Annotated in this window: 18 protein-coding genes and 5 tRNA genes; 19 read left to right on the forward strand and 4 right to left on the reverse strand. The window is 39.0% G+C overall.

Translation table 11 applies throughout. The features are described 5' to 3' along the window. The first annotated feature begins 13 nt into the window (after positions 1 to 13). From lysS to H5089_RS06780, 16 genes are all read left to right on the forward strand, one after another. Positions 14 to 1,549: a lysine--tRNA ligase gene (lysS, locus tag H5089_RS06710; RefSeq protein WP_002961420.1), complete on the forward strand. Its 1,536-nt coding sequence runs from the start codon at positions 14 to 16 to the stop codon at positions 1,547 to 1,549. A gap of 322 nt (positions 1,550 to 1,871) precedes the next feature. Next, positions 1,872 to 2,054, forward strand: a complete 183-nt coding sequence (locus H5089_RS06715; RefSeq protein WP_010553261.1) for a hypothetical protein — start codon at positions 1,872 to 1,874, stop codon at positions 2,052 to 2,054. A 128-nt stretch (positions 2,055 to 2,182) separates the two neighbouring features. Continuing rightward, positions 2,183 to 2,275 (forward strand) — tRNA-Ser (locus tag H5089_RS06720). Between the two features lie 38 nt (positions 2,276 to 2,313). Beyond that, positions 2,314 to 2,390, forward strand: a tRNA-Arg gene (locus H5089_RS06725). Positions 2,391 to 2,435: 45 nt separating this feature from the next. Next, positions 2,436 to 2,512, forward strand: a tRNA-Arg gene (locus H5089_RS06730). Between the two features lie 78 nt (positions 2,513 to 2,590). Next, a tRNA-Arg gene (locus tag H5089_RS06735) sits at positions 2,591 to 2,667 on the forward strand. A 115-nt stretch (positions 2,668 to 2,782) separates the two neighbouring features. Then, positions 2,783 to 2,859 (forward strand) — tRNA-Arg (locus H5089_RS06740). Positions 2,860 to 4,120: 1,261 nt separating this feature from the next. Further along, positions 4,121 to 5,296 (forward strand): exo-beta-N-acetylmuramidase NamZ domain-containing protein, encoded by a 1,176-nt coding sequence (locus H5089_RS06745; protein ID WP_182711818.1) that lies wholly within the window; start codon positions 4,121 to 4,123, stop codon positions 5,294 to 5,296. Positions 5,297 to 5,305: 9 nt separating this feature from the next. Beyond that, complete coding sequence (gene pbp4b, locus H5089_RS06750) at positions 5,306 to 6,964, forward strand: penicillin binding protein PBP4B (RefSeq protein WP_182711819.1); 1,659 nt, start codon at positions 5,306 to 5,308, stop codon at positions 6,962 to 6,964. A gap of 191 nt (positions 6,965 to 7,155) precedes the next feature. Further along, entirely contained in the window at positions 7,156 to 8,532 is a 1,377-nt protein-coding gene (locus H5089_RS06755) for a Na+/H+ antiporter NhaC family protein (RefSeq protein ID WP_121953635.1), read from the forward strand. A 103-nt stretch (positions 8,533 to 8,635) separates the two neighbouring features. After that, positions 8,636 to 8,995: a hypothetical protein gene (locus H5089_RS20265; protein WP_259396059.1), complete on the forward strand. Its 360-nt coding sequence runs from the start codon at positions 8,636 to 8,638 to the stop codon at positions 8,993 to 8,995. 83 nt (positions 8,996 to 9,078) lie between these two features. Then, the gene (locus H5089_RS20270; RefSeq protein WP_259396060.1) at positions 9,079 to 9,501 is read left to right on the forward strand and encodes a hypothetical protein; all 423 of its coding nucleotides are present in this window, start codon (positions 9,079 to 9,081) and stop codon (positions 9,499 to 9,501) included. Between the two features lie 203 nt (positions 9,502 to 9,704). Continuing rightward, entirely contained in the window at positions 9,705 to 10,412 is a 708-nt protein-coding gene (locus H5089_RS06765) for a hypothetical protein (RefSeq protein WP_024599053.1), read from the forward strand. Between the two features lie 303 nt (positions 10,413 to 10,715). Beyond that, positions 10,716 to 12,458 carry a potassium/proton antiporter gene (locus H5089_RS06770; protein WP_182711820.1) on the forward strand — a complete coding sequence of 581 codons (1,743 nt, stop codon included), beginning with the start codon at positions 10,716 to 10,718 and terminating at the stop codon, positions 12,456 to 12,458. A gap of 540 nt (positions 12,459 to 12,998) precedes the next feature. After that, positions 12,999 to 13,571 carry an SLATT domain-containing protein gene (locus H5089_RS06775; protein ID WP_182711821.1) on the forward strand — a complete coding sequence of 191 codons (573 nt, stop codon included), beginning with the start codon at positions 12,999 to 13,001 and terminating at the stop codon, positions 13,569 to 13,571. Further along, positions 13,568 to 14,887 (forward strand): reverse transcriptase domain-containing protein, encoded by a 1,320-nt coding sequence (locus tag H5089_RS06780; RefSeq protein ID WP_182711822.1) that lies wholly within the window; start codon positions 13,568 to 13,570, stop codon positions 14,885 to 14,887. Before H5089_RS06775 ends, H5089_RS06780 begins: the two co-directional genes overlap by 4 nt. A 96-nt stretch (positions 14,888 to 14,983) precedes the next feature. On the opposite strand, the gene H5089_RS06785 is transcribed toward H5089_RS06780, so the two are convergent. The 3 genes from H5089_RS06785 to H5089_RS06795 are packed head-to-tail and all read right to left on the reverse strand — an operon-like array spanning position 14,984 to position 16,852. Then, entirely contained in the window at positions 14,984 to 15,607 is a 624-nt protein-coding gene (locus tag H5089_RS06785; RefSeq protein WP_182711823.1) for a hypothetical protein, read from the reverse strand. Next, a complete protein-coding gene (locus H5089_RS06790; protein ID WP_259396061.1) occupies positions 15,594 to 16,202 on the reverse strand; it encodes a sigma-70 family RNA polymerase sigma factor in 609 nt (202 codons plus the stop codon). Before H5089_RS06790 ends, H5089_RS06785 begins: the two co-directional genes overlap by 14 nt. A gap of 14 nt (positions 16,203 to 16,216) precedes the next feature. Further along, a complete protein-coding gene (locus tag H5089_RS06795; RefSeq protein WP_182711824.1) occupies positions 16,217 to 16,852 on the reverse strand; it encodes an energy transducer TonB in 636 nt (211 codons plus the stop codon). A 146-nt stretch (positions 16,853 to 16,998) separates the two neighbouring features. On the opposite strand from H5089_RS06795, the gene H5089_RS06800 reads away from it, so the two are divergent. The 3 genes from H5089_RS06800 to H5089_RS06810 all read left to right on the forward strand — a co-directional run bounded on the left by H5089_RS06800 (position 16,999) and on the right by H5089_RS06810 (position 18,598). Continuing rightward, positions 16,999 to 17,505 carry a DUF3087 domain-containing protein gene (locus tag H5089_RS06800; protein WP_024606258.1) on the forward strand — a complete coding sequence of 169 codons (507 nt, stop codon included), beginning with the start codon at positions 16,999 to 17,001 and terminating at the stop codon, positions 17,503 to 17,505. A gap of 34 nt (positions 17,506 to 17,539) precedes the next feature. After that, positions 17,540 to 17,989 (forward strand): low molecular weight protein-tyrosine-phosphatase, encoded by a 450-nt coding sequence (locus H5089_RS06805; RefSeq protein WP_182711825.1) that lies wholly within the window; start codon positions 17,540 to 17,542, stop codon positions 17,987 to 17,989. A gap of 99 nt (positions 17,990 to 18,088) precedes the next feature. Continuing rightward, positions 18,089 to 18,598, forward strand: coding sequence for a hypothetical protein (locus tag H5089_RS06810; RefSeq protein WP_182695422.1), 510 nt, complete (start codon positions 18,089 to 18,091; stop codon positions 18,596 to 18,598). 67 nt (positions 18,599 to 18,665) lie between these two features. On the opposite strand, the gene H5089_RS06815 is transcribed toward H5089_RS06810, so the two are convergent. Beyond that, positions 18,666 to 19,781, reverse strand: a complete 1,116-nt coding sequence (locus H5089_RS06815) for an energy transducer TonB (RefSeq protein ID WP_182711826.1) — start codon at positions 19,779 to 19,781, stop codon at positions 18,666 to 18,668. Positions 19,782 to 19,807 lie beyond the last annotated feature (26 nt).

Genomic DNA, 19,807 nt, shown 5'->3' on the forward strand with positions numbered 1-19,807 from the left:
AAAGAGCTAAAAAATGACTGATAAAATCCAAGACGAAAACAAGTTAATCGCTGAGCGTCGCGGCAAGTTAGACGCGATACGCGAAAATTGCCCAGCCAACGGTCATCCAAACCAATTCCGTCGTGAGCATTACACGGCTGATTTGCAAGCCCAGTTTGGTGATAAGAGCAAAGAAGAATTAGTTGAACTACAAGAAGTTGTGTCTATTGCTGGACGTATTTTAGCAAAGCGTGGACCATTTTTTGTAATTCAAGACATGAAAGGTCGCGTACAAGCGTATGCATCTAAAGATGTTCAAAAAGACCTTAAAGAAAAATATGGTCAGCTAGACACTGGCGATATTATAGGTGTTAAAGGCGCGTTAAATAAATCGGGTAAAGGCGATTTATACGTAGAAATGACTGAGTATCAATTACTAACTAAGTCACTTCGCCCGTTACCTGAAAAATTCCATGGCTTATCAGATCAAGAAACAAAGTACCGCCAACGTTATGTTGACTTAATTACTAACGAAGCAACGCGCGAAACATTCCGCATTCGCTCACAAGTAGTTGAAGGCATTCGTCGCTTTTTAGCAGACCGTGACTTTATGGAAGTAGAAACACCTATGCTACAGGTTATACCTGGTGGTGCATCTGCGCGTCCGTTTGTAACTCACCATAACGCGCTTGATATCGACATGTACCTACGTATAGCGCCAGAGCTTTACTTAAAGCGCTTAGTGGTAGGTGGTTTTGATCGTGTATTTGAAATTAACCGTAACTTCCGTAACGAAGGGTTATCTACACGTCACAACCCAGAATTTACAATGATTGAATTTTACCAAGCATACGCTGATTACATCGACCTGATGAACATCACCGAAGATATGCTACGTACTGTTGCAGAAAACGTACTAGGTAGTGCAATTGTAGTTAATACAACTAAGGACGAAAACGGCGAAGTTATCGATTCAGTTGAATACGACTTTGGTCAACCGTTTACACGTTTAAGTATGGCGGATGCTATCTTAAAATATAACCCTGAGTTTGATGCTGCAGTATTTAACGACCCAGAAAACCATTTTGAAGAGTTAAAAGCGTACGCTAAACAAGTGCACGTTAAAATTCCTGAAAACTGTGTTTGGGGTCCAGGTAAGTTTCTTTGTGAAATATTTGAAGAAACAGCAGAGCACATGCTTATTCAACCTACGTTTATTACTGGTTACCCGTGGGAAGTATCACCACTTGCACGCCGTAACGACGAAAACCCATTTGTTACCGACCGTTTTGAGTTTTTTGTTGGCGGCCGTGAACTTGCAAATGGTTTCTCTGAGCTTAACGATGCACAGGATCAAGCTGAGCGCTTTACTCGTCAAGTTGAAGAGAAAGACGCAGGCGATGATGAAGCAATGCACTACGACGAAGACTACATACGCGCACTAGAGTACGGCTTACCGCCAACGGCTGGTGAAGGTATTGGTATTGACCGTTTAGTAATGTTGTTTACTGATTCATCAACAATTAAAGACGTTATTTTGTTCCCGCATATGCGTCCACAAGCTGACTAAGCTTTAGTAGAACAAAGTAAGTTAATAAACGCCGCTTAATAGCGGCGTTTTTTTTACTTATAATTAGTGTTTTAATTAATAAGTACTACACTAAAAATTAAAGGTAATTATTAGTGCTGATTAATGTGCAATTCAGCTTCACTAACTTATTGTTATTGGAAGTTTTTAATATTAAAACTAACAGTGCTATAACTTTTTAGTATGATTGTTTTTTAAACATATGTTGTGTTTGTACAAAGGTTTTAGCTAGAATACGCACGAAATTTACACTGCTGGTATTTAGCAGTTAAATATAGATTCTTAAAGGACTTAGAATAATAGTATGAAAGACAAACGAGTAGATGATTTATCAGAAGAATGCACATCAGAGCAAGAACGAAACGCTTACTACCGTGCTTGTATCGCTGAATTTCAACAATTAGGTTACCAAGAACAGTATTTGGCTCAGTTAACTGATGACTTAGTTCCCGTGCTAGGTGTTAATCCTTCAAATAAAAATACGTAACCCGCTTAAATTTCAAACTAATTACACTTTTAAACCAAGCATATGTGCAATCTGTAACCATATAGTCGTTTTTGGTAGAAAAGTGTTTGACATATTTTCTGAAATCTTTATTATACGCCCCACAAGACGGAGAGGTGTCCGAGTGGCCGAAGGAGCTCCCCTGCTAAGGGAGTATAGAGTTTGTAGCTCTATCGAGGGTTCGAATCCCTCCCTCTCCACCATTTCTTTTAATGGCGTGTTTTGTAAAATTTTAAAGTATGGGTGCATAGCTCAGCTGGATAGAGTACTCGGCTACGAACCGAGCGGTCGGAGGTTCGAATCCTCCTGCGCCCACCATACTTTAATAACTCGCTTAGAGTCTAAATAAGCAAACTATAAAGTGGGTGCATAGCTCAGCTGGATAGAGTACTCGGCTACGAACCGAGCGGTCGGAGGTTCGAATCCTCCTGCGCCCACCACTTTATAAACTCTACTTAGAGTATAAATAAGTAAAACTCTCACTTAGAGTAAAAACAAGTAATAGTAAAAATGAAAGTGGGTGCATAGCTCAGCTGGATAGAGTACTCGGCTACGAACCGAGCGGTCGGAGGTTCGAATCCTCCTGCGCCCACCACTTTCATGTTTTCATACACTTTTAAGTGTAAGAAAAATAAACCGATGGAAATCGGTTTTTTTATGCCTGAATTAATACGCTCTGCTTAGAGTTTAAATAAGCAATCTATGAAAGTGGGTGCATAGCTCAGCTGGATAGAGTACTCGGCTACGAACCGAGCGGTCGGAGGTTCGAATCCTCCTGCGCCCACCACTTTCATAAACAAGCCGACATTAAGTCGGTTTTTTTGTGCCTAAAATAAAGTGAAGTGAAGTGAAGTGTAGGTTTAGGTGAATTGAGAACCAAGCAGTCGGAGGTTCACTCTTACAAGATACGTCCTGCGCCCACCACTTTCATAAACAAGCCGACATTAAGTCGGTTTTTTTGTGCCTAAAATAAAGTGAAATGTAAACTACCACTCCTGTAGCCGCAGAGCTTGCTCGCGTGAGAAGCGCCAGCTTCTAATTACTTACCACCGATATAACTGATACTTTATTTACGAGCTTCGTTCGTCGCGTCAGCAAGCTGTAAGCCTACAAGTAAAACCAGTGCTAATCGTTAAATCCAAACTCCGAGCTTATTCATCTGTGGTAGACGCTGAGCTTGCTCGCGTGAGAAGCGACTGCTTCTATTCCCCCTCAAAATATAATTTATAAGATTTTATTTGTTGGCAACGCCAGAAATAAGTAATTTATTCACAAAGAGGTTAAGAGGCGCTGCGCTTTTAGAGGTAGTAATAAAGCAAAACTAATAAACCCGGGTTTATGTCTTCTCATTTACTTCTCTTTGTATAATAGATCTTTAAGTGGTTCATTGACCAAGAAACTAAATAACTAGAAGCGTTTAGCTCTAAGAAGGTTAAATACGGTCTTTAAGCTTAAAATGAGAGGTGGTATTTTCAAGTAAAGCTATCCCTAATCGTTAAATCTAAACTCCGAGCTTATTCATCCGTTGTAGACGCTGAGCTTGCTCGCGTGAGAAGCGACAGCTTCTATTCCCCCCTCAAAAATATAATTTATAAGATTTTATTCGTTGGCAACGCCAGAAATAAGTAATTTATTCACAAAGAGGTTAAGAGGCGCTGCGCTTTTAGAGGTAGTAATAAAGCTAAGCTAAACTAATAAACCCGAGTTTATGTCTTCTCATTTACTTCTCTTTCGCTTCTCTTTGTATAATAGATCTTTAAGTGGTTCATTGACCAAGAAATTAAATAACTAGAAGCGTTTAGCTCTAAGAAGGTTAAATACGATCTTTAAGCTTAAAATGAGAGGTGGTATTTTCAAGCAAAACCATCTCTAATCTTTAAATCTAAACTCCGAGTTTATTTATCCGTTGTAGACGCTGAGCCTGCTCGCGTGAGAAGCGACAGCTTCTAATCACTATATCTACTCAAGCCCACTTAACCCTTTTCTAAAGCTGCTCTTTATTATTACCTATGTTATTTTAAACGCCTTGTTTAAAAGGATATTGCAGTATGTTTAAAACCCTATTTATTACGTTGTTTTTTATTTTTAGCGCCATTTTTATTGCAAGTGTGCAAGCCAACGAAGCTAATAACTCACTTGTAGTAGGTGCGCAGCAATATGCTAAATATTTACCGCAGTTAAAAAATAAACGTGTAGGGCTAGTAGTCAATCAAACATCAAGCGTAGGGGAAACTCACTTAGTAGATACTCTACTGACTAAAAACATAAACATAACTAAAATTTTTGCACCTGAGCATGGCTTTCGTGGCGATCACGATGCGGGAGCCCATGTGAAAAATGCTGTTGATGGTAAAACTGGTATTCCGCTTATTTCTATTTACGGTAAAAATAAAAAACCAAGCCAAGCTGCTATAGCCGATGTTGATGTCATTATTTTTGACATTCAAGATGTGGGAGTGCGTTTTTATACCTACATAAGCTCTATGCACTACATGATGGAAGCCGCTGCAGAGCAGGGGATAGAATTTTTAGTACTCGATAGGCCCAATCCAAATATTGCCTACGTTGATGGGCCAATATTAGAGTCAGAATTTAAATCGTTTGTAGGCATGCACCCAATTCCTGTTTTACACGGCATGACCGTTGGCGAACTTGCCAAAATGATCAAGGGCGAGGGTTGGATCAATAAAGCGGCCGATTTAAAATTAACGGTGATCGCTGTTGATCATTACACTCGCAAAAGTACTTATAGCTTGCCTGTAAAACCAAGCCCTAACTTACCTAACGATCAAGCCATTGCGCTTTACCCATCACTTTGCTTTTTTGAGGCAACGCCTATCAGTATTGGTAGAGGCACCGACTTTGCATTTCAAGTAATTGGCTATTCGCCAGTAGCATTAGGTGATTTTAATTTTACACCGCGCGCAATTAAAGGCGCTGCTTTAAACCCTAAATTTAAAAACCAAACCGTACAAGGGCTCGATTTAAGACAAGCAAATATCACAGGTCTAAATTTAACTTACTTAATAAATGCGTACACGGAGCTTAGTAAAAATAACATCTCGTTTTTTGAGCGCGCTGACTTTATGGATAAGCTAGCGGGTACTAATAAATTGCGCTTAGCTATTGAAGCAGGGCAATCAGAGGCGGAAATAAAACAAAGCTGGCAGGCGGGACTTGCGCAATTTAAAGCGCAAAGAGCGCCTTACTTGTTATATAAATAAGGGCTAAGCATGTTTATTGCTTTAAAAAATCAAAGGTATGGTTATATCAAACAAGCTTTTATAGTGGCATTGAGCTTTATTATTGTGGGTTGTAGTACACCACCTGAGCCTATTAGCTCGGTGCTAACACTTACAAAAAGCCAGCTTGTAGAGCTGCCTAATGCACAAGTGGTTGTAACGTTTCCTGAGGTAAATCCAAGTAGCCGGTTTTATGTAAATAACCGAGGCACGTTTAAAGCTTACAAAGGGCGCGGGCAATTATTAATACAAAACCATAACGCACAAAGCGCCGATATTTACATTAATAATAAAAAGCTCGACGTTAACCAACTAAGCGCCAACACCTTATATAATTACAGTTTGGCAAAAAATACTCACAACGGTGTTAATACCTTTAAAGTTGAAAATATTCTCCCTGCTGGCGCAAGTTTAACGCTGCGTTTTGCATTTCCTACTTTAAGCGATGAACCAAAAAAGCATATAGATTTTACTGAAGTAGACGAATTAATTGAGCGTGATGTAAAAGCGGGTTTTCCTGGGGCTGTATTGGCTGTTGTTAAAAATGGTGAGCTAATAAAATTAACCGCCTATGGCGATGCAAAGCAATATCAGCAAAGTGATTTAATGCTACTACGCCCAGAGCCAATGCAAACTAATACTTTGTTTGATCTTGCCTCAAACACCAAAATATTTGCCACAAACTTTGCACTTATGAAATTAGTAAGCGAAGGGTTATTAAATATTAATAAACCCGTACAAAGCTACCTAAGCGAATATAAAGGTGAAGGGCGAGCAAAGCGCACAGTAAAAGACTTACTCACACACAGCGCTGGATACCCGCCAGTATTTGACTTTCATCGTAAAGATGGCAGCTACGGCGACGCGTTTTATTCGCAAAACAGTAAAACCACCAAACAGCTATTACTTACCAGCGTGCCTTTTAGTAGTAAATCATCTGGGCAGCATGTTTACTCAGATATTGATTACATGATTTTAGGCGTACTCATTGAGCGCATAACTGGGCAGCCCCTTGACGAATACCTAGAGCAGCAAGTGTACGCGCCATTAAAATTAACTAACACGTTATTTAATCCACTTAAAAAAGGCTTTAAGCCGCAGCAATTTGCAGCCACTGAGCTTAGCGGCAACACACGAGACGGGCGCATTAAGTTTGATAATGTTCGTACCACTGTTTTACAAGGCCAAGTGCATGATGAGCGCGCTTACTACTCACTTGATGGCGTAGCAGGGCATGCAGGGTTGTTTAGTAACGCTCACGACTTAGCCGTGCTTTGCCAGCTATTACTAAATAATGGCGGCTACGGCGACCAACAATTATTTAGTGCCAGTGCCTTAGCACAATTTTTAACGCCGCAATCAAGCGATGAGACCTACGGGCTTGGCTTTAGGCTTGCTGGTAATAATCAAGCAAGGCGCTGGCACTTTGGGCCTTATGCAAGTGCGCAGGCTTATGGGCACACAGGTTGGACGGGTACAGTGACCGTAATTGACCCCGCTTACGACTTGGCTATTGTTTTACTTACCAATGCTCGCCATAGCGCAATTAAAGGCTCGCAAAAACGTTACGAATTTACAGGTAAACAATTTGAAACCGCGCAGTACGGATCGGTGGTGTCGCTTATTTATGAAGCGCTACTAAATCAATAAGCTATCGTATAGGTTAAAACGTACTAACAGCATTACTCTAAGTGATTTATTTACAGGTGACTTGAGTAAGGCAATCCATTAAGCTAAGCGGTTTACAAATCTAAGCCAGTTTATGCTGCTAGGCTTAACAAATAAGCGATAAAACGCGTACAAAGCGAGAGTGGCTCGCTAATAATTAAGGTTAACTTTTTATGCATTGGTATTCTATTTTACCGCCGCTAATTGCGATTGCTATCGTGTTTTGGCGAAAAGAAGTGATTATGGCACTACTTGTTGCTGTTGCTTCTTCTGAGTTTTTACTCGCCTTTCAGGGCGAAGGTAATAGCTTGTTTGACACTTTTTTAAATACCATTGAACGTATTATTTCGGTTGCCAGCTCGCCAGGTAATACACGCATATTAATATTTAGTATTTTAATTGGTGCACTGCTTGCCTACATTCGCGAATCTGGCGGCGTTGCAGCAACTGTTAATATGTTAATGAACAAAGGCATTGCAAAAAGTAAGCGCCAAGTGGGCTTTTTAACCATGTTTACCGGCATTGCGGTGTTTATAGAATCTAACCTGAGCGTACTTACCTCAGGTATTTTATCGCGAGGCTTGTTCGACAAATTTAAAATGAGCCGAGCGCGTCTAGCGTATATTATTGACAGCACCAGTGCGCCAGTGTGTATTTTAATACTACTTAATGGCTGGGGTGCATTTGTACTTGGTTTGTTAGGTAACTACGAGCTAGGTGAGTCGGCTGTATCGGTATTGTGGGGCAGTGTAGGGTATAACTTTTACGCCATAATTACCCTTGCCATTGTTTTTTACACAATCGCGTTCGATAAAGTGCACGGCCCAATGAAAGAAGCCGAAGAAAAACTAGAGCTTCAAACAACCGACGTAAAAGATGAAATAAAAGCCTCTAAAGCGCGTTACATGTTAATCCCGCTTATTACGCTAATTACCAGCATGGTTGGCTTTATGTATTACACAGGTAATGGTGTACTTGCCGAGGGCAGCGGTTCTAAATCAGTATTATACGCAACGGTTTTAGCCATTGTTGTTGCTTACTTTTTAATGATTGGTTCGCGTAAATTTACGCACCATCAGTTAGTTGATACCGGTTTTAAAGGTATGGGCGAATTAATGCCGCTAGTCGCCATTGTACTGCTTTCGCTTACACTTGGCGCAAGCTTAAAAGAGCTGGGTACTGGCGTATTTGTAGCGTCACTTGTTGGCGACTACTTACCTATTTACTTAATAGTACCGGTGCTGTTTTTAACCGGCGCAGTAATGTCGTTTACTACGGGCACATCGTGGGGTACGTTTGCTATATTAATTCCAATTGGTGTGCCACTTATTCAAGCGCTAGGTTTACCGCCATCGCTTGTTGTTGGTGCTATTTTGGGTGGTGGTATATTTGGCGATCATTGCTCGCCTATATCCGACACCAGCGCTGTATCGGCTATTGCATCGGGATGTGACTTACTCACCCACGTTAAAACGCAGCTACCGTACGCCTTATTTGGTGGTGGCCTTACATTTTTAGCGTACTTAGTAACAAGCATAATTGTTTTGTAAGAGCGTACTATAGAAGTAATGCTTTAATAAACGAGCAATAATAATTACCTAAAAGCCTGCAACTATGCAGGCTTTTTTAGAGCATAAAACAAGGATTGTTTAAATGAAAAATAAAGCTTTTGTCTTTTTTAGTTTTTTATTATTTCTGAACGCATGCTCTTACCTAGAAAGTGAAATAGAACAAGCTAATAGACTAGCAAAAACATATCAGCTCGATATTAAGGCTGGCGATACTCGTTTATTTTTTCCTGAACAATTTTTAGGAATTGGAGGCAAGCCGCCTACACTTGAAATGGAAAGCACTTCTTTGGAGGATTCTTCAGAGTCACTTGATGGCATTGAAACCGCGCTGGAGGTTTATCCTGAAGGCTTTGTTTCCAAATTTATTAATGCTATTTATATTTCAGGACCTATGCTCATGGAGGGGGCTGAAGCGGGGGAACATATTCAAGAAATTTTATAATACTAGCAAATATCTCAGATAAGAACGGTACTAACTTCAATTATGGAAATTCGTTACGGGGAGTTCATCACGAGCTTAGTTCTTTGATTTATTTACGCTCCCCTTTTGTTAATCTTGCATGGCAAGGTCTGTTGCCTGAAAGTTGGAGTCCTGCTTCCTCGAATTATGAGGCTTTAACGCAAGATAGAAGTATAGGGCCTGATTATGAAAATGGATTTTTATCTACCTACGGTAAAACTAATATTGAGAACGACTTTAATATTTTCGCCGAATTTGCTTTTTCTGAGCCTGAAAAGCTACGAGACCTTGCAGCTAAGTATCCAACTATAGCTAAAAAGCTGAGTTTATTTATTACTGCATATAAGCAGGTTTATCTTGAGTATCGGCAGAGCTTCGAAGAGTATTTTACTAGTACAGGTCTAAGCGATGTTGCTATAAAACCTGATAATGTAGAGATTACGATTAACAGTGATTTTAGTAACGTTAAGCCGCAGATAATTCACTAAGTTAGCCCAGTGAAGGGCTTATTTTTACAGATAGTGATTGTTTAAATATAAGGTATTTCTCAGTTAAAGAAACACAAGTTAAATACTCAAAAAGTAATTTTTCTTATACCTAAAATCATTACAGAAATTAACTTCTTAGGATTTCTCTACCTAACTTTAAATGATATGATTTCGACAATTAAATAATAAATAAGGACATTTTTATGGATATTATTATCGGTCAACATGCGCTAAAGAAAAAAACACAGCTAACGCAACTTTCTGAACGTGCAATTGGTAAAGCCTTTAAAGATCAAGCTGCTTTAGCAATACAAATGACGCAATGTAGTGCAGCTGTTTATCGTCGATTACAACGAACTTATAAATCAACTGTAACACCACGCGATGAAAAAAGAGTTAAAGCAGGTGGCTTAAGTACACAATCAGTTACTTTTTCAACAAGTAATAGTAGCCAAAAATCCTTTAATAGCTTACTTCCTGCAATGCGAGGAAGAGGTGCACCTACAAATACTTCAAAAACGTCAAATGATGTTGCAGTTGCTTCTAATCAGCCACAAGCAGTTAACTTGCTGGCTTTGCTACATCCTGTTATAAGCGGCGACATAATGAAGACAGGTAATGCTGTTGAAAAAACAGCGACTATATTAGGGCTAGTAACAACGACTGTTGGTTTTGTAGTTCCAGGCGGTGGAGCTGTTTCATCAATTGTTAGTTGGGTAGGAAGTGGTGCTACGTATTCAGGTTTTTCAATGTCTAGAATTCGCTCTGATGCGCCAGACCGAGCTTATCACCAACTAACAAATTATATTACATGGCTAGCCGCTTGGAATAAAAAAGCGTGTGAGTTAATTGATATAGCAGATCCTAATGGTCAATGGACCTTTAGGGATATCGAGCATGGACTTTCATAAGATTAGACTGTAAGCAGCGTTTTAAAAGAAAGTGTAAATACGTTATACCTGTAACTTATGATTATTGAAAAGCCTGCTTAATTGCAGGTTTTTTGTTTTTAAAAACAAATAAAATTAAGTTGAATGGAGCTAAGCTAAGTAATATTAAGTTCAATAACACTCTCTCTATTATCTAAACCACTTAAATATAGACTTAATTACCCGTATTTATATTTTTTAGGTTATTGTATAGCATGAGCTTTAAGCATTTTAATAGCTATAAATTCTTACTTTTCAACTCATATAAGGCTGTAAATCCACACTATGTTTGCAATTGATAATATCATTCTCGTTAGTGCCATATTAATTTTACTAGGAGTGATCTCGAGCAAGTTATCTGCACGCGTTGGCTTACCGGTGCTGGTGCTATTTTTACTTGTAGGTATGCTCGCAGGTGAAGACGGTATTGCAGGTATTTCATTCGACAACGCAGAGGCCGCACATGCTCTGGGTACTCTAGCGCTTGCCATTATTCTATTTGATGGCGGCTTACAAACGCCTACCAGTTCAATTAAACAAGTGTGGAAACCCGCGTCTGCTTTAGCAACCGTTGGGGTGTTATTTACCGCCGTAATTACAGGCCTTGTGGCCACTTATATTTTAGACCTGCCCATATTACAAGGTGTTTTACTAGGCGCTATTGTTGGCTCTACAGATGCTGCCGCAGTGTTTGCGCTTTTACGAAGTGCGGGTATTCACTTAAATAAAAAGCTTAAATCTACCCTTGAAATAGAAAGTGCCTCGAACGATCCAATGGCTATTTTTCTAACGGTTGGATTGCTCGAAATGCTCGTTAACGACATGCCAATAGGGCTGGGTTTACTACAGTTATTTGCTCAACAAATGGGTGTTGGCGCTATTTGTGGTCTTTTAATTGGTAAGGTATCGGTTTGGTTTATTAATCGAATTAAACTAAATGCATCGGGTTTGTATTTAGTAATGGTAACCGCATTTGGACTGCTTTCATTTGGCCTTTCTGCAACGCTCGGCGGTAGTGGGTTTTTAGCTGTATTTATAACGGGTGTTATTTTAGGTAACAGCAAATTTGTATATAAACGCGGTATTTTTCTGTTTCATGACGGCTTAGCCTGGCTTGGGCAAATAACCATGTTTGTTGTATTAGGACTTCTTATTAATCCGTCGTCGTTGGTTGATGTATGGTTAGAAGGGTTGCTTATTGCACTGGCACTCATTTTTGTTGCTCGCCCATTAGCTGTAGCTCCTATTTTAAAACTGTTTGGCTTTAACAATCGCGAAACCCTGTTTGTATCTTGGGTCGGGCTTAGAGGCTCAGTACCCATTATTTTAGCTATATTCCCATTACTATTTGGCCTTTCAGGGGCTGAACTTATTTTTAATGTTGTTTTTTTCGTAGTGTTAATTTCAGCCACGTTACAGGGCTCAACAATGCCTTGGATGGCTAAAAAACTAAACTTAGTAGAGCCGCCGCCCGACCTAGCCGCTGCAACACTCGAAATCACAGCACTAAACGATATTGATATAGAAATTGTAGAATACACCTTAAGTGATGTTTCTCGGGTTTCTGGGCGCAGCTTGTCACATGCTGCACTTCCTGAAAGTGTAGTTGTTGCTATGATCACACGGGGGCCGTCAATCATACCGCCACGAGGATCAACTAAGTTAAAACCAAACGATCACTTATTTGTTGTTTTAAAACCAGATAACAGACCTTTTGTTGATTTAGTTTTTACAGCAACCGATAAAACAAACCATCAAGACAGCCACTTAGCCCACAACGAACTTAAAGTGAAAGGGGTCACGCTAGTAGGCGATATATTTTACTCCTACCACATGCAAATAGACGCCCCAGAGGGCATAAGCTTGGAAGAAGTGATCAACCAAAAGCTTTCAGGAGAAGTCAGTAAAGGCGCTATTGTTGTTATTGGCAATGTGCAAATACGCGTTATAACCATGGTGCATACACGCATAGTTACCATTGGCTTAAAGTATTTAAACAATCCAGAAAAACGACTTTTAAAGCAGTAATCATTAACAATGATTTATTAGGTGATGACAGTACTTTTATAGCTAAGTAGGTTGGGTTGAGTGGCACGAAACCCAACGGATCTCCAATAAAATGAGCACACCCAAAGCTAGTTATATAGTGTTTCTTGTTGGCGGACAGCTTGCGGGCGCTAGCCCATAATTAATATTAGATATAGGTTAAGTTTTTATAACGTTTACCATGGAAGAAGAGCCAAAGCGCGAATAAAAATTCATTATTTTGCTGTAAAAGTGTTAAAAGCTAAACACTAGTGTTTCTAGTTAATTATGAAAGCTTGTTCTAAATCGTTGATGAAAAATACATTTTAAATTAGTATTAACAGGCTCTTGATGGGATTGAAGTTAAGTTGTTGTAGCTTCAGTTTGCCTTATGTCTGATAAGGCAAGGTTCACTTATTTATATAGGTGGGCAAATCTAATCTCTACACTTAGGTGTTTGGTTTAACCAAAATGTCAACTTCAACGGCATGTTATCTAAAAGTATCTACACCCATCTTGAGCTTTTTAAGGGAGTTTTATTGCATGGATAGTAAGTTAAGTAAAAATATAAGTAGTTTAAGTGATCAAATCTGGTTTACTAGAAAATGCAGGATTAGAGCTTCGGAAAGGCTCCTGTCTAATTATTTCCATTCAAATTTAATACTAGTATGGTACTCCTTTCTAACCTTTTCTTTTTCGGTATACTTAATTAAAAACCCAGACTTTTTTAATCTGAATACAGATATAATAATGGTTCTTACTACTGGAGCCGTCTTTACTCTTTCGTTATTCATTCCTCAATTGAATTTAAAAGCTAGATATGAAAAGTTGAAAAAGAATTACATTGAAATGCAAGGGCTAGTGTCTGAGCTTTCTTTATGTGATTCGAAAAATAATTTTTTCGAGATTCAAGGGGATTATCAGGCTCTCCTTGATTCAGTAGAGAACCACAGACCCTTTGACATGCTTTACTTTGTTCATTTTGAAGCTGATAAAAATTGTAGTAGGAACTTATCTTTTTTTGAAGTGTTAAGGCTTTATGTTTATGTTTTTGTCCGTACTTCATTCATTACTTTAGCTTACACCTTGCCTGTCTTTTGTGTGGTTTCTTTATGAATGAAAGTGAGTTTTTTAACGCTATATTTGAGAAAAAAAATCTTACAAATGTTTATCTAAAATATATCCATTTTACTCCTTCTACTGGGGTTGATGGAATTAATGCTAATGAAAGATATAACTATGAATCAGAAATAGATCTGATAGTTAGGAAAGTCCACACCAGAAAATATAAGTTTAGTAAATACAAGGAAAAGTTGATTTCAAAAGGTGCCGAGAAATATCCAAGAGTGATATCGATACCTACAGTCAGGGATCGGCTTGTTTTAAAAGCGCTTCATTTGTTTCTTCAAGGGATTTTCCCTGAAAGTTCAAAAACTCTTATTCCCCAAATAATGCTGGATAAGATTAAGCAAGACGTTAAAAAAACGTGTTATAAATCTTTTATCAAAATTGATATAAAAAACTTTTACCCAAGTATCGAACACGATTTATTGCTGAATAAAACATTTAATAAAATTAAAAGTAATGAAGCTAGGGATTTAATTAATAAAGCTCTTACTAACCCTACTGGTGTGAAAGCTAGCACTCAGGGTGTCCCTCAAGGACTTTCAATTTCTAATATCCTAGCAGAAATGTATGTTAGTGATATTGATAATACATACAAAGGTTCTGCACTAATTTCTTACAATCGGTATGTCGATGATATATTGATATTTTCTGAAGAAAATAGGCCAAAGATACTTTTGGATAAAATTATAGATGACTTTAAATCATTAAAATTGGAGTGCCATCATTATGATAATCTGGGCAGTAAAACCAAAATTGGGTCTTTAAACGAAAGCTTTGATTTTTTAGGATATTGGATTAATAAGCGTAGGCTTACGGTTAAAAAGGAATCTATTTGGAGGGTAGAGAACTCTATAGCTAAAATTTTAAATGCTCATAAACACATACCTCAAGCTAAAAAATATATAACGGAAAATAAATTAAATTTAAGAATTACTGGTTGTATATATGAAGGCAAGCGAAGAGGATGGCTTTTTTATTACTCTCAAATGGAAGATGAAACAGTTTTATATAGGCTTGATGCTACTGTAAAAAAACTGCTCAAGCAGTCGAAGTTAAATACAATTATTAACCAAAAAAAATTCTCCAAAGCTTATAAAGAGTGTGCAAGAGATGTGATTGAAAATCACAAGTATATTATTAACTTTGATGGATATACATTAGCAGAGAAAAGAAGTTTATTATCGAGCTACATGGATGTTGCGACAATCGAAGCACTAACGCCCGATACGGTGAATTCTTTATTTACTAAAAGAGTACGGCATCTGATCAAGGATTTAGAAGAGGATATTAGAGACAATAGCTAATACTGTAAAAAACACTCATATTATTAAATGCTTTATATAGGATATATATTCGTACTAAGTGTCAATCTCTATATAAATTACCACTAATCAAGCCACCTAAGCCCCACATTGCCTAACCCCAGCTCCCGCATGTTTAAGCGCTATAATTTGCCCTTTGCCGTTATGTGCCATAGCCAGCATATCACCCATATTTAGACCACTTTCCACTGCATGCTTCCCTTTTAAATCACTGAGCAGCGAATGCTTAATTTGCACGAGTACTTCATCATTACAGCTGGCTATGTACCAGTCGTTATCTACCTTCACTAGAGTGCCGTATTCTATGTGACGTTGTTGGTGGCGGCGTAAATCGTTAGCTAATTGGCTGTCGAGTGCGTGTTTTTGTTCCGTAATAGAGCTTGCGTAGTTACCAGCTTGGTTTATTTCGTGTGTTTTTATAATTGAATAGTCGTGAATGTCTATGGTGTTAAATACGCTGTTAAGTACGGTTTTAGGCTTTGTATTTATTACGTTGTTATTATCAAACACAATAAAGGCAAACACACCCAGTGCGCAGGCTAGGCTGGTTAGCTGTAGCGTAAAGCCGATCTTTTTAGGCTTTGCATGCACAGCGTTATTAAGTAGCGCTTTTTGCTGAGCGCTTGTAAGTGTAGTGCGCGCTTTTCGCTCTTTAAAGTGTTGTGTGAGCTTTTGATCAAACGGCTCATCAGGCTTGTTCATTGTTTGCTCCTAATAAACGTTTAAGGTTATGCTTGGCATAACGCAGCCTTGTTTTAATGGTCTCAAGGCTGCTTTGCGTTATAAGCTCTATGTCGGTGAGCGAAAAGCCTTCTTGTTGCAAGGTTATGGCTTCGCGCTGTACAAAGCTGAGTTGTTTTAGCGCGGCGTCGAACGCTTCGTAACTTATGTTTGAGCTGCCTATATGCGAGTCTCGACTAGTTAAGTCACCATTATTTAAATCGCTTTCGCTTTTATCATTTTGTGTTGCTAAATGCGTGTTTTCGTCAAGCTCTACAAAGTGCTGTTGCCTGCGGTATTCGTCAATGAGTGTGTTGCGGGCAAGTTTAAATAACCACGCTTTTGGTGTGGTTTGGGCTTGGTAAAGGTGGCGTTTTTCGATTACTTTTAGCCATGTTTGTTGGCTTACGTCGTATGCTAAATGCGTATTAGATTGCGTAACAAGGTAGTGGTATAAGTCGTTACTGTAGAGGGCAATAAGCTGCTCTAAGTATCGATTGTCGCCACTTTTTGCGTAACTTGCCATGCAGTCCTTGCTTGGCGTTTCAAATAACCATGACTTAATACTTAGTAGCATAGGCGTTTAGTCCGTTAAATAGAGTTATCTAATTTAAAATCGAGCTGTACAGTTTGACCTGTTTGTAATTGTGCCACACCTTCAATTACTTTGGGGCGATATTTCCAGCGTTTAATGGCTCGTATTGCTTCGCGATCAAAGGTACGTTTTGGCTCGGCGTTAATAACTACTGGGTCGATTACTTCCCCCGTTGGCGAAATACTAAAGCTTAGTTGCACCCAACCTTCAATACCATCGCGCGCGGCTGTGGTTGGGTATTTAGGGTTTATGCGCACTATGGGTGTTGCATCCCCTGTTGGGCGATTAATGGTATTGTTAATGTCGCCACCAAAATCGTCAATTGTAACTGGCGTAAAGTCGCTAATCGCCAACACAGGATCGGCTGATGTATCAAGCGGTGGTGCTTTTGGCGGCACTTTAGGCATTGGCGGTGGTGGCTGTATTTTTTGTATATGCCTTACTTTTGAATCCTCAGGTGCCTGAAAAATCTCTACTATAAAATCGTCCCCTGGTTTAACCGGTGCGCGTTGCTCGCCACTTATTAAATATTGCATAAACGCAAAAGCTGCAAAGGTCATTACGGCACCGCCAATAACGGCAGTTGATGTTTTAATAAATACTGGGTTGTTAGGTACTTCAAGTGTGTGCATAAGCCGCTCCAAATTAACGCATTAGGGTGTTTTCAAAGCTATAACGGGTGGCAAATCAAAAAGGGGTGAAATAATTTTATAAAAAATCTGGGGTTTAGTTACAATAGCCATTCGCATTCTTTTACTTATTAACTTTTTAGGCTGTTATGCAACTCATTGAAATAAATAAAGCGCGTTATCGTAAACATTTAAACCGTGTTATTGCAGGATGTGGTATTGGTTTGGCTGTAGGCAGCTTGGCTATATCGCAAACGCTGATTGCTTTATTTCCTGATGAAAGTGGTAGCCACTTTCATTGGAACTTAATAGGCGTTGCTATTACAAGCGTTGGGCTTGCGTGGTTACTTAATAAATACCGTACACATAGCTTTATGACTGAAGTTGTTTATGTGTGGGAGCTTAAAAAAGCACTTAATAAAATAACCCGTAAAATGGCTAAGTTAAAAGCCGCTGGCCGTGAAGGTAATGCCGATGCGTTATTGGCGATTCATTATAGCTACGCGGGCTCTCGGTTATTGTGGCAACTAGACGATAACCTAATCACCATGGACGATTTAGCCATTAAACAAGCTGAGCTTGAATCTGTTGCAGCGCAACATAACGTAACGCTTAATGTTGAAGATTACGATGAAAGCATTTTAAAACAGTTTTAAAGCTTAGGTTTTTAAATTAGTTAGAGGAGCCTCAATGAAAAAAGTACTCATAGTGTGTTTAGGTAATATTTGCCGCTCGCCAACCGCAGAGGCGGTATTAAAAGCCCGCGCTAAAAAGCTAGGTGTTAACGTTAAAGTTGATTCGGCGGGCACTATTGGCTATCACGAAGGTAAAGCGCCTGATAGTCGCTCAATGGCAGCAGGGGAGAAGCGCGGTTACAGCTTTAAAGGTATTTATTCACGTAAAGTGCGTACAAGCGACTTTACTGAGTTTGATTTAATTTTAGCGGCCGATACGCAAAATTTAGCTGATTTAAAAGCCCAGTGCCCTGAGCATCTACAGTACAAATTAGCGCTGTTTTTAGAATATGGCGAGCAAGCCCAAAGCGCTATTCCCGATCCCTATTACGGCGGCGATGATGGCTTTGAGAATGTGCTCAATTTAATAGAAGCGGCTAGCGATAAAATACTCGCTAAAATTTAATCCCTATTTTATTACTAAAGCTAAATTTAACGAGCTTTTAGTCGTATTGCATGGCGTCCCTAAAGTAAGTACATTTTATACTTACTCAAAGGGAACTTTATGAAAATAAAAATATTACTACTCACTTTATCTATCGCTTCTTGTTCTACTTTTGCTAATGATGTTAGTTTTTCGATTGGGGGTGGCTATCCTTACTTAGTTATTCCTGAGGTATCTTTATCGGCTAACGACGACACACAACGCTGGTATGCAAACTATAAACTAGGCCTTGATGATGGATTTTCTGCCGGTTTTGAACAAGCAGTTAGCGATAATAAAAAACATGCTTTTGGCGTACTTGTGGGCGCTATTGGTGCAAGAGATACAGACCAAGAGTGTGAAAGTTCAACTAATGATGTAGCAACTGACTTTGCTAATACGCTAGGTTGTGTAATTGGCGGTATTTTTGATGAAGAAACAACAAATGGTATAGGGCTTACGTACAACTACAACTTTAATGGATTGAACAGCGCTGGTTTTAGATTAAAGCTAGATGTGGGCTACGGTAAAGCAAGCGATAGCAATGAAAAAAGAGCCGATGGCGGAATTAGCGTAAGTTATGAATTTTAACTACGTAGAATTTGTATTAGTTGGTATTAAAAAAGACGCTTAAAGCGCCTTTTTTAATGAGCCGCTTTTAGTGGCGGTTAATTTTAAAGTCGAGTTGTACCTGAGAAATAGCGCTAACAGGTTTGCCATTTTCAAACTTTGGCGCGTAACGCCATTGCTCAAGCGCTGCTTTGGCTGATTTTTCAAATGCGCTGCCGCCTTCTGAGCTAAGTACTTTTGGGTTTTTTACAAAGCCAGCTGCGTCTACCTCAAACTCCATAACAACGCTACCATCGGTACTAAATCTGGCTTTGTTAACTGGGTATTTAGGATTAACACGATAGAGTGGTGTTTGCTCTTGCGATTCTTTCCATGGCACCATTTGAGCGATAGCTAGGCAATGTTTAGTTGCTTCTTCGCTTTTACCTTGCTTTTCGTACAGACCTACAAGCTTTGAATGAGCTGTTAGCTCTGCACTGTGATCAAAGTTTAAGTTACTATCGAATACAGTAACTATACGGTTTAGCCTTTCAATCGCTTGATTGTATCTTTTACGACCCTCTGCGAATGAGGCCATTAAAAAATCGGCTTTTATGCGCTCTAGTGAGTTTTTAGGTAAGTTTTCTTGGTAGTATTCGTCGGCTTCTTCTAGGTAGTTTTTAGCCTCACGATATTTTTTAGAACTAAACTTTTTAGCCAGTAGCGTTGCAGCTTCAAGTTTCATGTCGGCTACAAACTTAGGGTTATTTTGTGTTTTAGCTATACCTATTACTTGTTCTAAAAAGTTAGCTGCTTTGTAAGCTGATGTTGTGTAGTTAGCTTTTCCGAGCAGTGCATCAACTGTTTCTATTGATTGTTTGCCGTGGTTTGCAGCTAAAATAGTATGTGCTTCATCATAAAGTGCAAAACGTTGTTCGTTTAGCTCATCGCCGTAGCCTTTAATAGCTTTAGCGTAGTTAATAGCTAAGTTAGCAGTATTGTCGTCGCTTTTACCGTAAACGGCTTTACCTGATGTGTAAGCAAGTTTGGCAGTTTGTTGTACGTTTTCGTCTGCTTTAACTGCTGCTAAATAGCTTTGGTATGCTTGGTTAAATACCGTTTGAGGATCGCTTGCTTGGCTGGCGAATGCTGTAGTGCTTAAAGTTGTTGCGCTTAAAGTAGACAAACTTAAACCGATAAATAAAGCGAGTTGCTGACGTTTCATAATAATCCCTATTAACTTTTAAATTG

The organism is Pseudoalteromonas sp. SR45-1 (assembly GCF_014163655.1).
Taxonomy (GTDB): domain Bacteria; phylum Pseudomonadota; class Gammaproteobacteria; order Enterobacterales; family Alteromonadaceae; genus Pseudoalteromonas; species Pseudoalteromonas distincta.

Bases quoted from the DNA above. Each gene is read 5' to 3' on its own strand.
- H5089_RS06780 (WP_182711822.1), top strand. From the start codon at position 13,568: ATGAATGAAAGTGAGTTTTTTAACGCTATATTTGAGAAAAAAAATCTT.
- H5089_RS06805 (WP_182711825.1), top strand. From the start codon at position 17,540: ATGAAAAAAGTACTCATAGTGTGTTTAGGTAATATTTGCCGCTCGCCA.
- H5089_RS06785 (WP_182711823.1), bottom strand. From the start codon at position 15,607: ATGAACAAGCCTGATGAGCCGTTTGATCAAAAGCTCACACAACACTTT.
- H5089_RS06770 (WP_182711820.1), top strand. From the start codon at position 10,716: ATGTTTGCAATTGATAATATCATTCTCGTTAGTGCCATATTAATTTTA.
- H5089_RS06745 (WP_182711818.1), top strand. From the start codon at position 4,121: ATGTTTAAAACCCTATTTATTACGTTGTTTTTTATTTTTAGCGCCATT.
- H5089_RS06790 (WP_259396061.1), bottom strand. From the start codon at position 16,202: ATGCTACTAAGTATTAAGTCATGGTTATTTGAAACGCCAAGCAAGGAC.
- H5089_RS06755 (WP_121953635.1), top strand. From the start codon at position 7,156: ATGCATTGGTATTCTATTTTACCGCCGCTAATTGCGATTGCTATCGTG.
- H5089_RS06800 (WP_024606258.1), top strand. From the start codon at position 16,999: ATGCAACTCATTGAAATAAATAAAGCGCGTTATCGTAAACATTTAAAC.
- H5089_RS20265 (WP_259396059.1), top strand. From the start codon at position 8,636: ATGAAAAATAAAGCTTTTGTCTTTTTTAGTTTTTTATTATTTCTGAAC.
- H5089_RS06765 (WP_024599053.1), top strand. From the start codon at position 9,705: ATGGATATTATTATCGGTCAACATGCGCTAAAGAAAAAAACACAGCTA.
- H5089_RS06815 (WP_182711826.1), bottom strand. From the start codon at position 19,781: ATGAAACGTCAGCAACTCGCTTTATTTATCGGTTTAAGTTTGTCTACT.
- H5089_RS06810 (WP_182695422.1), top strand. From the start codon at position 18,089: ATGAAAATAAAAATATTACTACTCACTTTATCTATCGCTTCTTGTTCT.
- pbp4b (WP_182711819.1), top strand. From the start codon at position 5,306: ATGTTTATTGCTTTAAAAAATCAAAGGTATGGTTATATCAAACAAGCT.
- H5089_RS06715 (WP_010553261.1), top strand. From the start codon at position 1,872: ATGAAAGACAAACGAGTAGATGATTTATCAGAAGAATGCACATCAGAG.
- H5089_RS06775 (WP_182711821.1), top strand. From the start codon at position 12,999: ATGGATAGTAAGTTAAGTAAAAATATAAGTAGTTTAAGTGATCAAATC.
- lysS (WP_002961420.1), top strand. From the start codon at position 14: ATGACTGATAAAATCCAAGACGAAAACAAGTTAATCGCTGAGCGTCGC.
- H5089_RS06795 (WP_182711824.1), bottom strand. From the start codon at position 16,852: ATGCACACACTTGAAGTACCTAACAACCCAGTATTTATTAAAACATCA.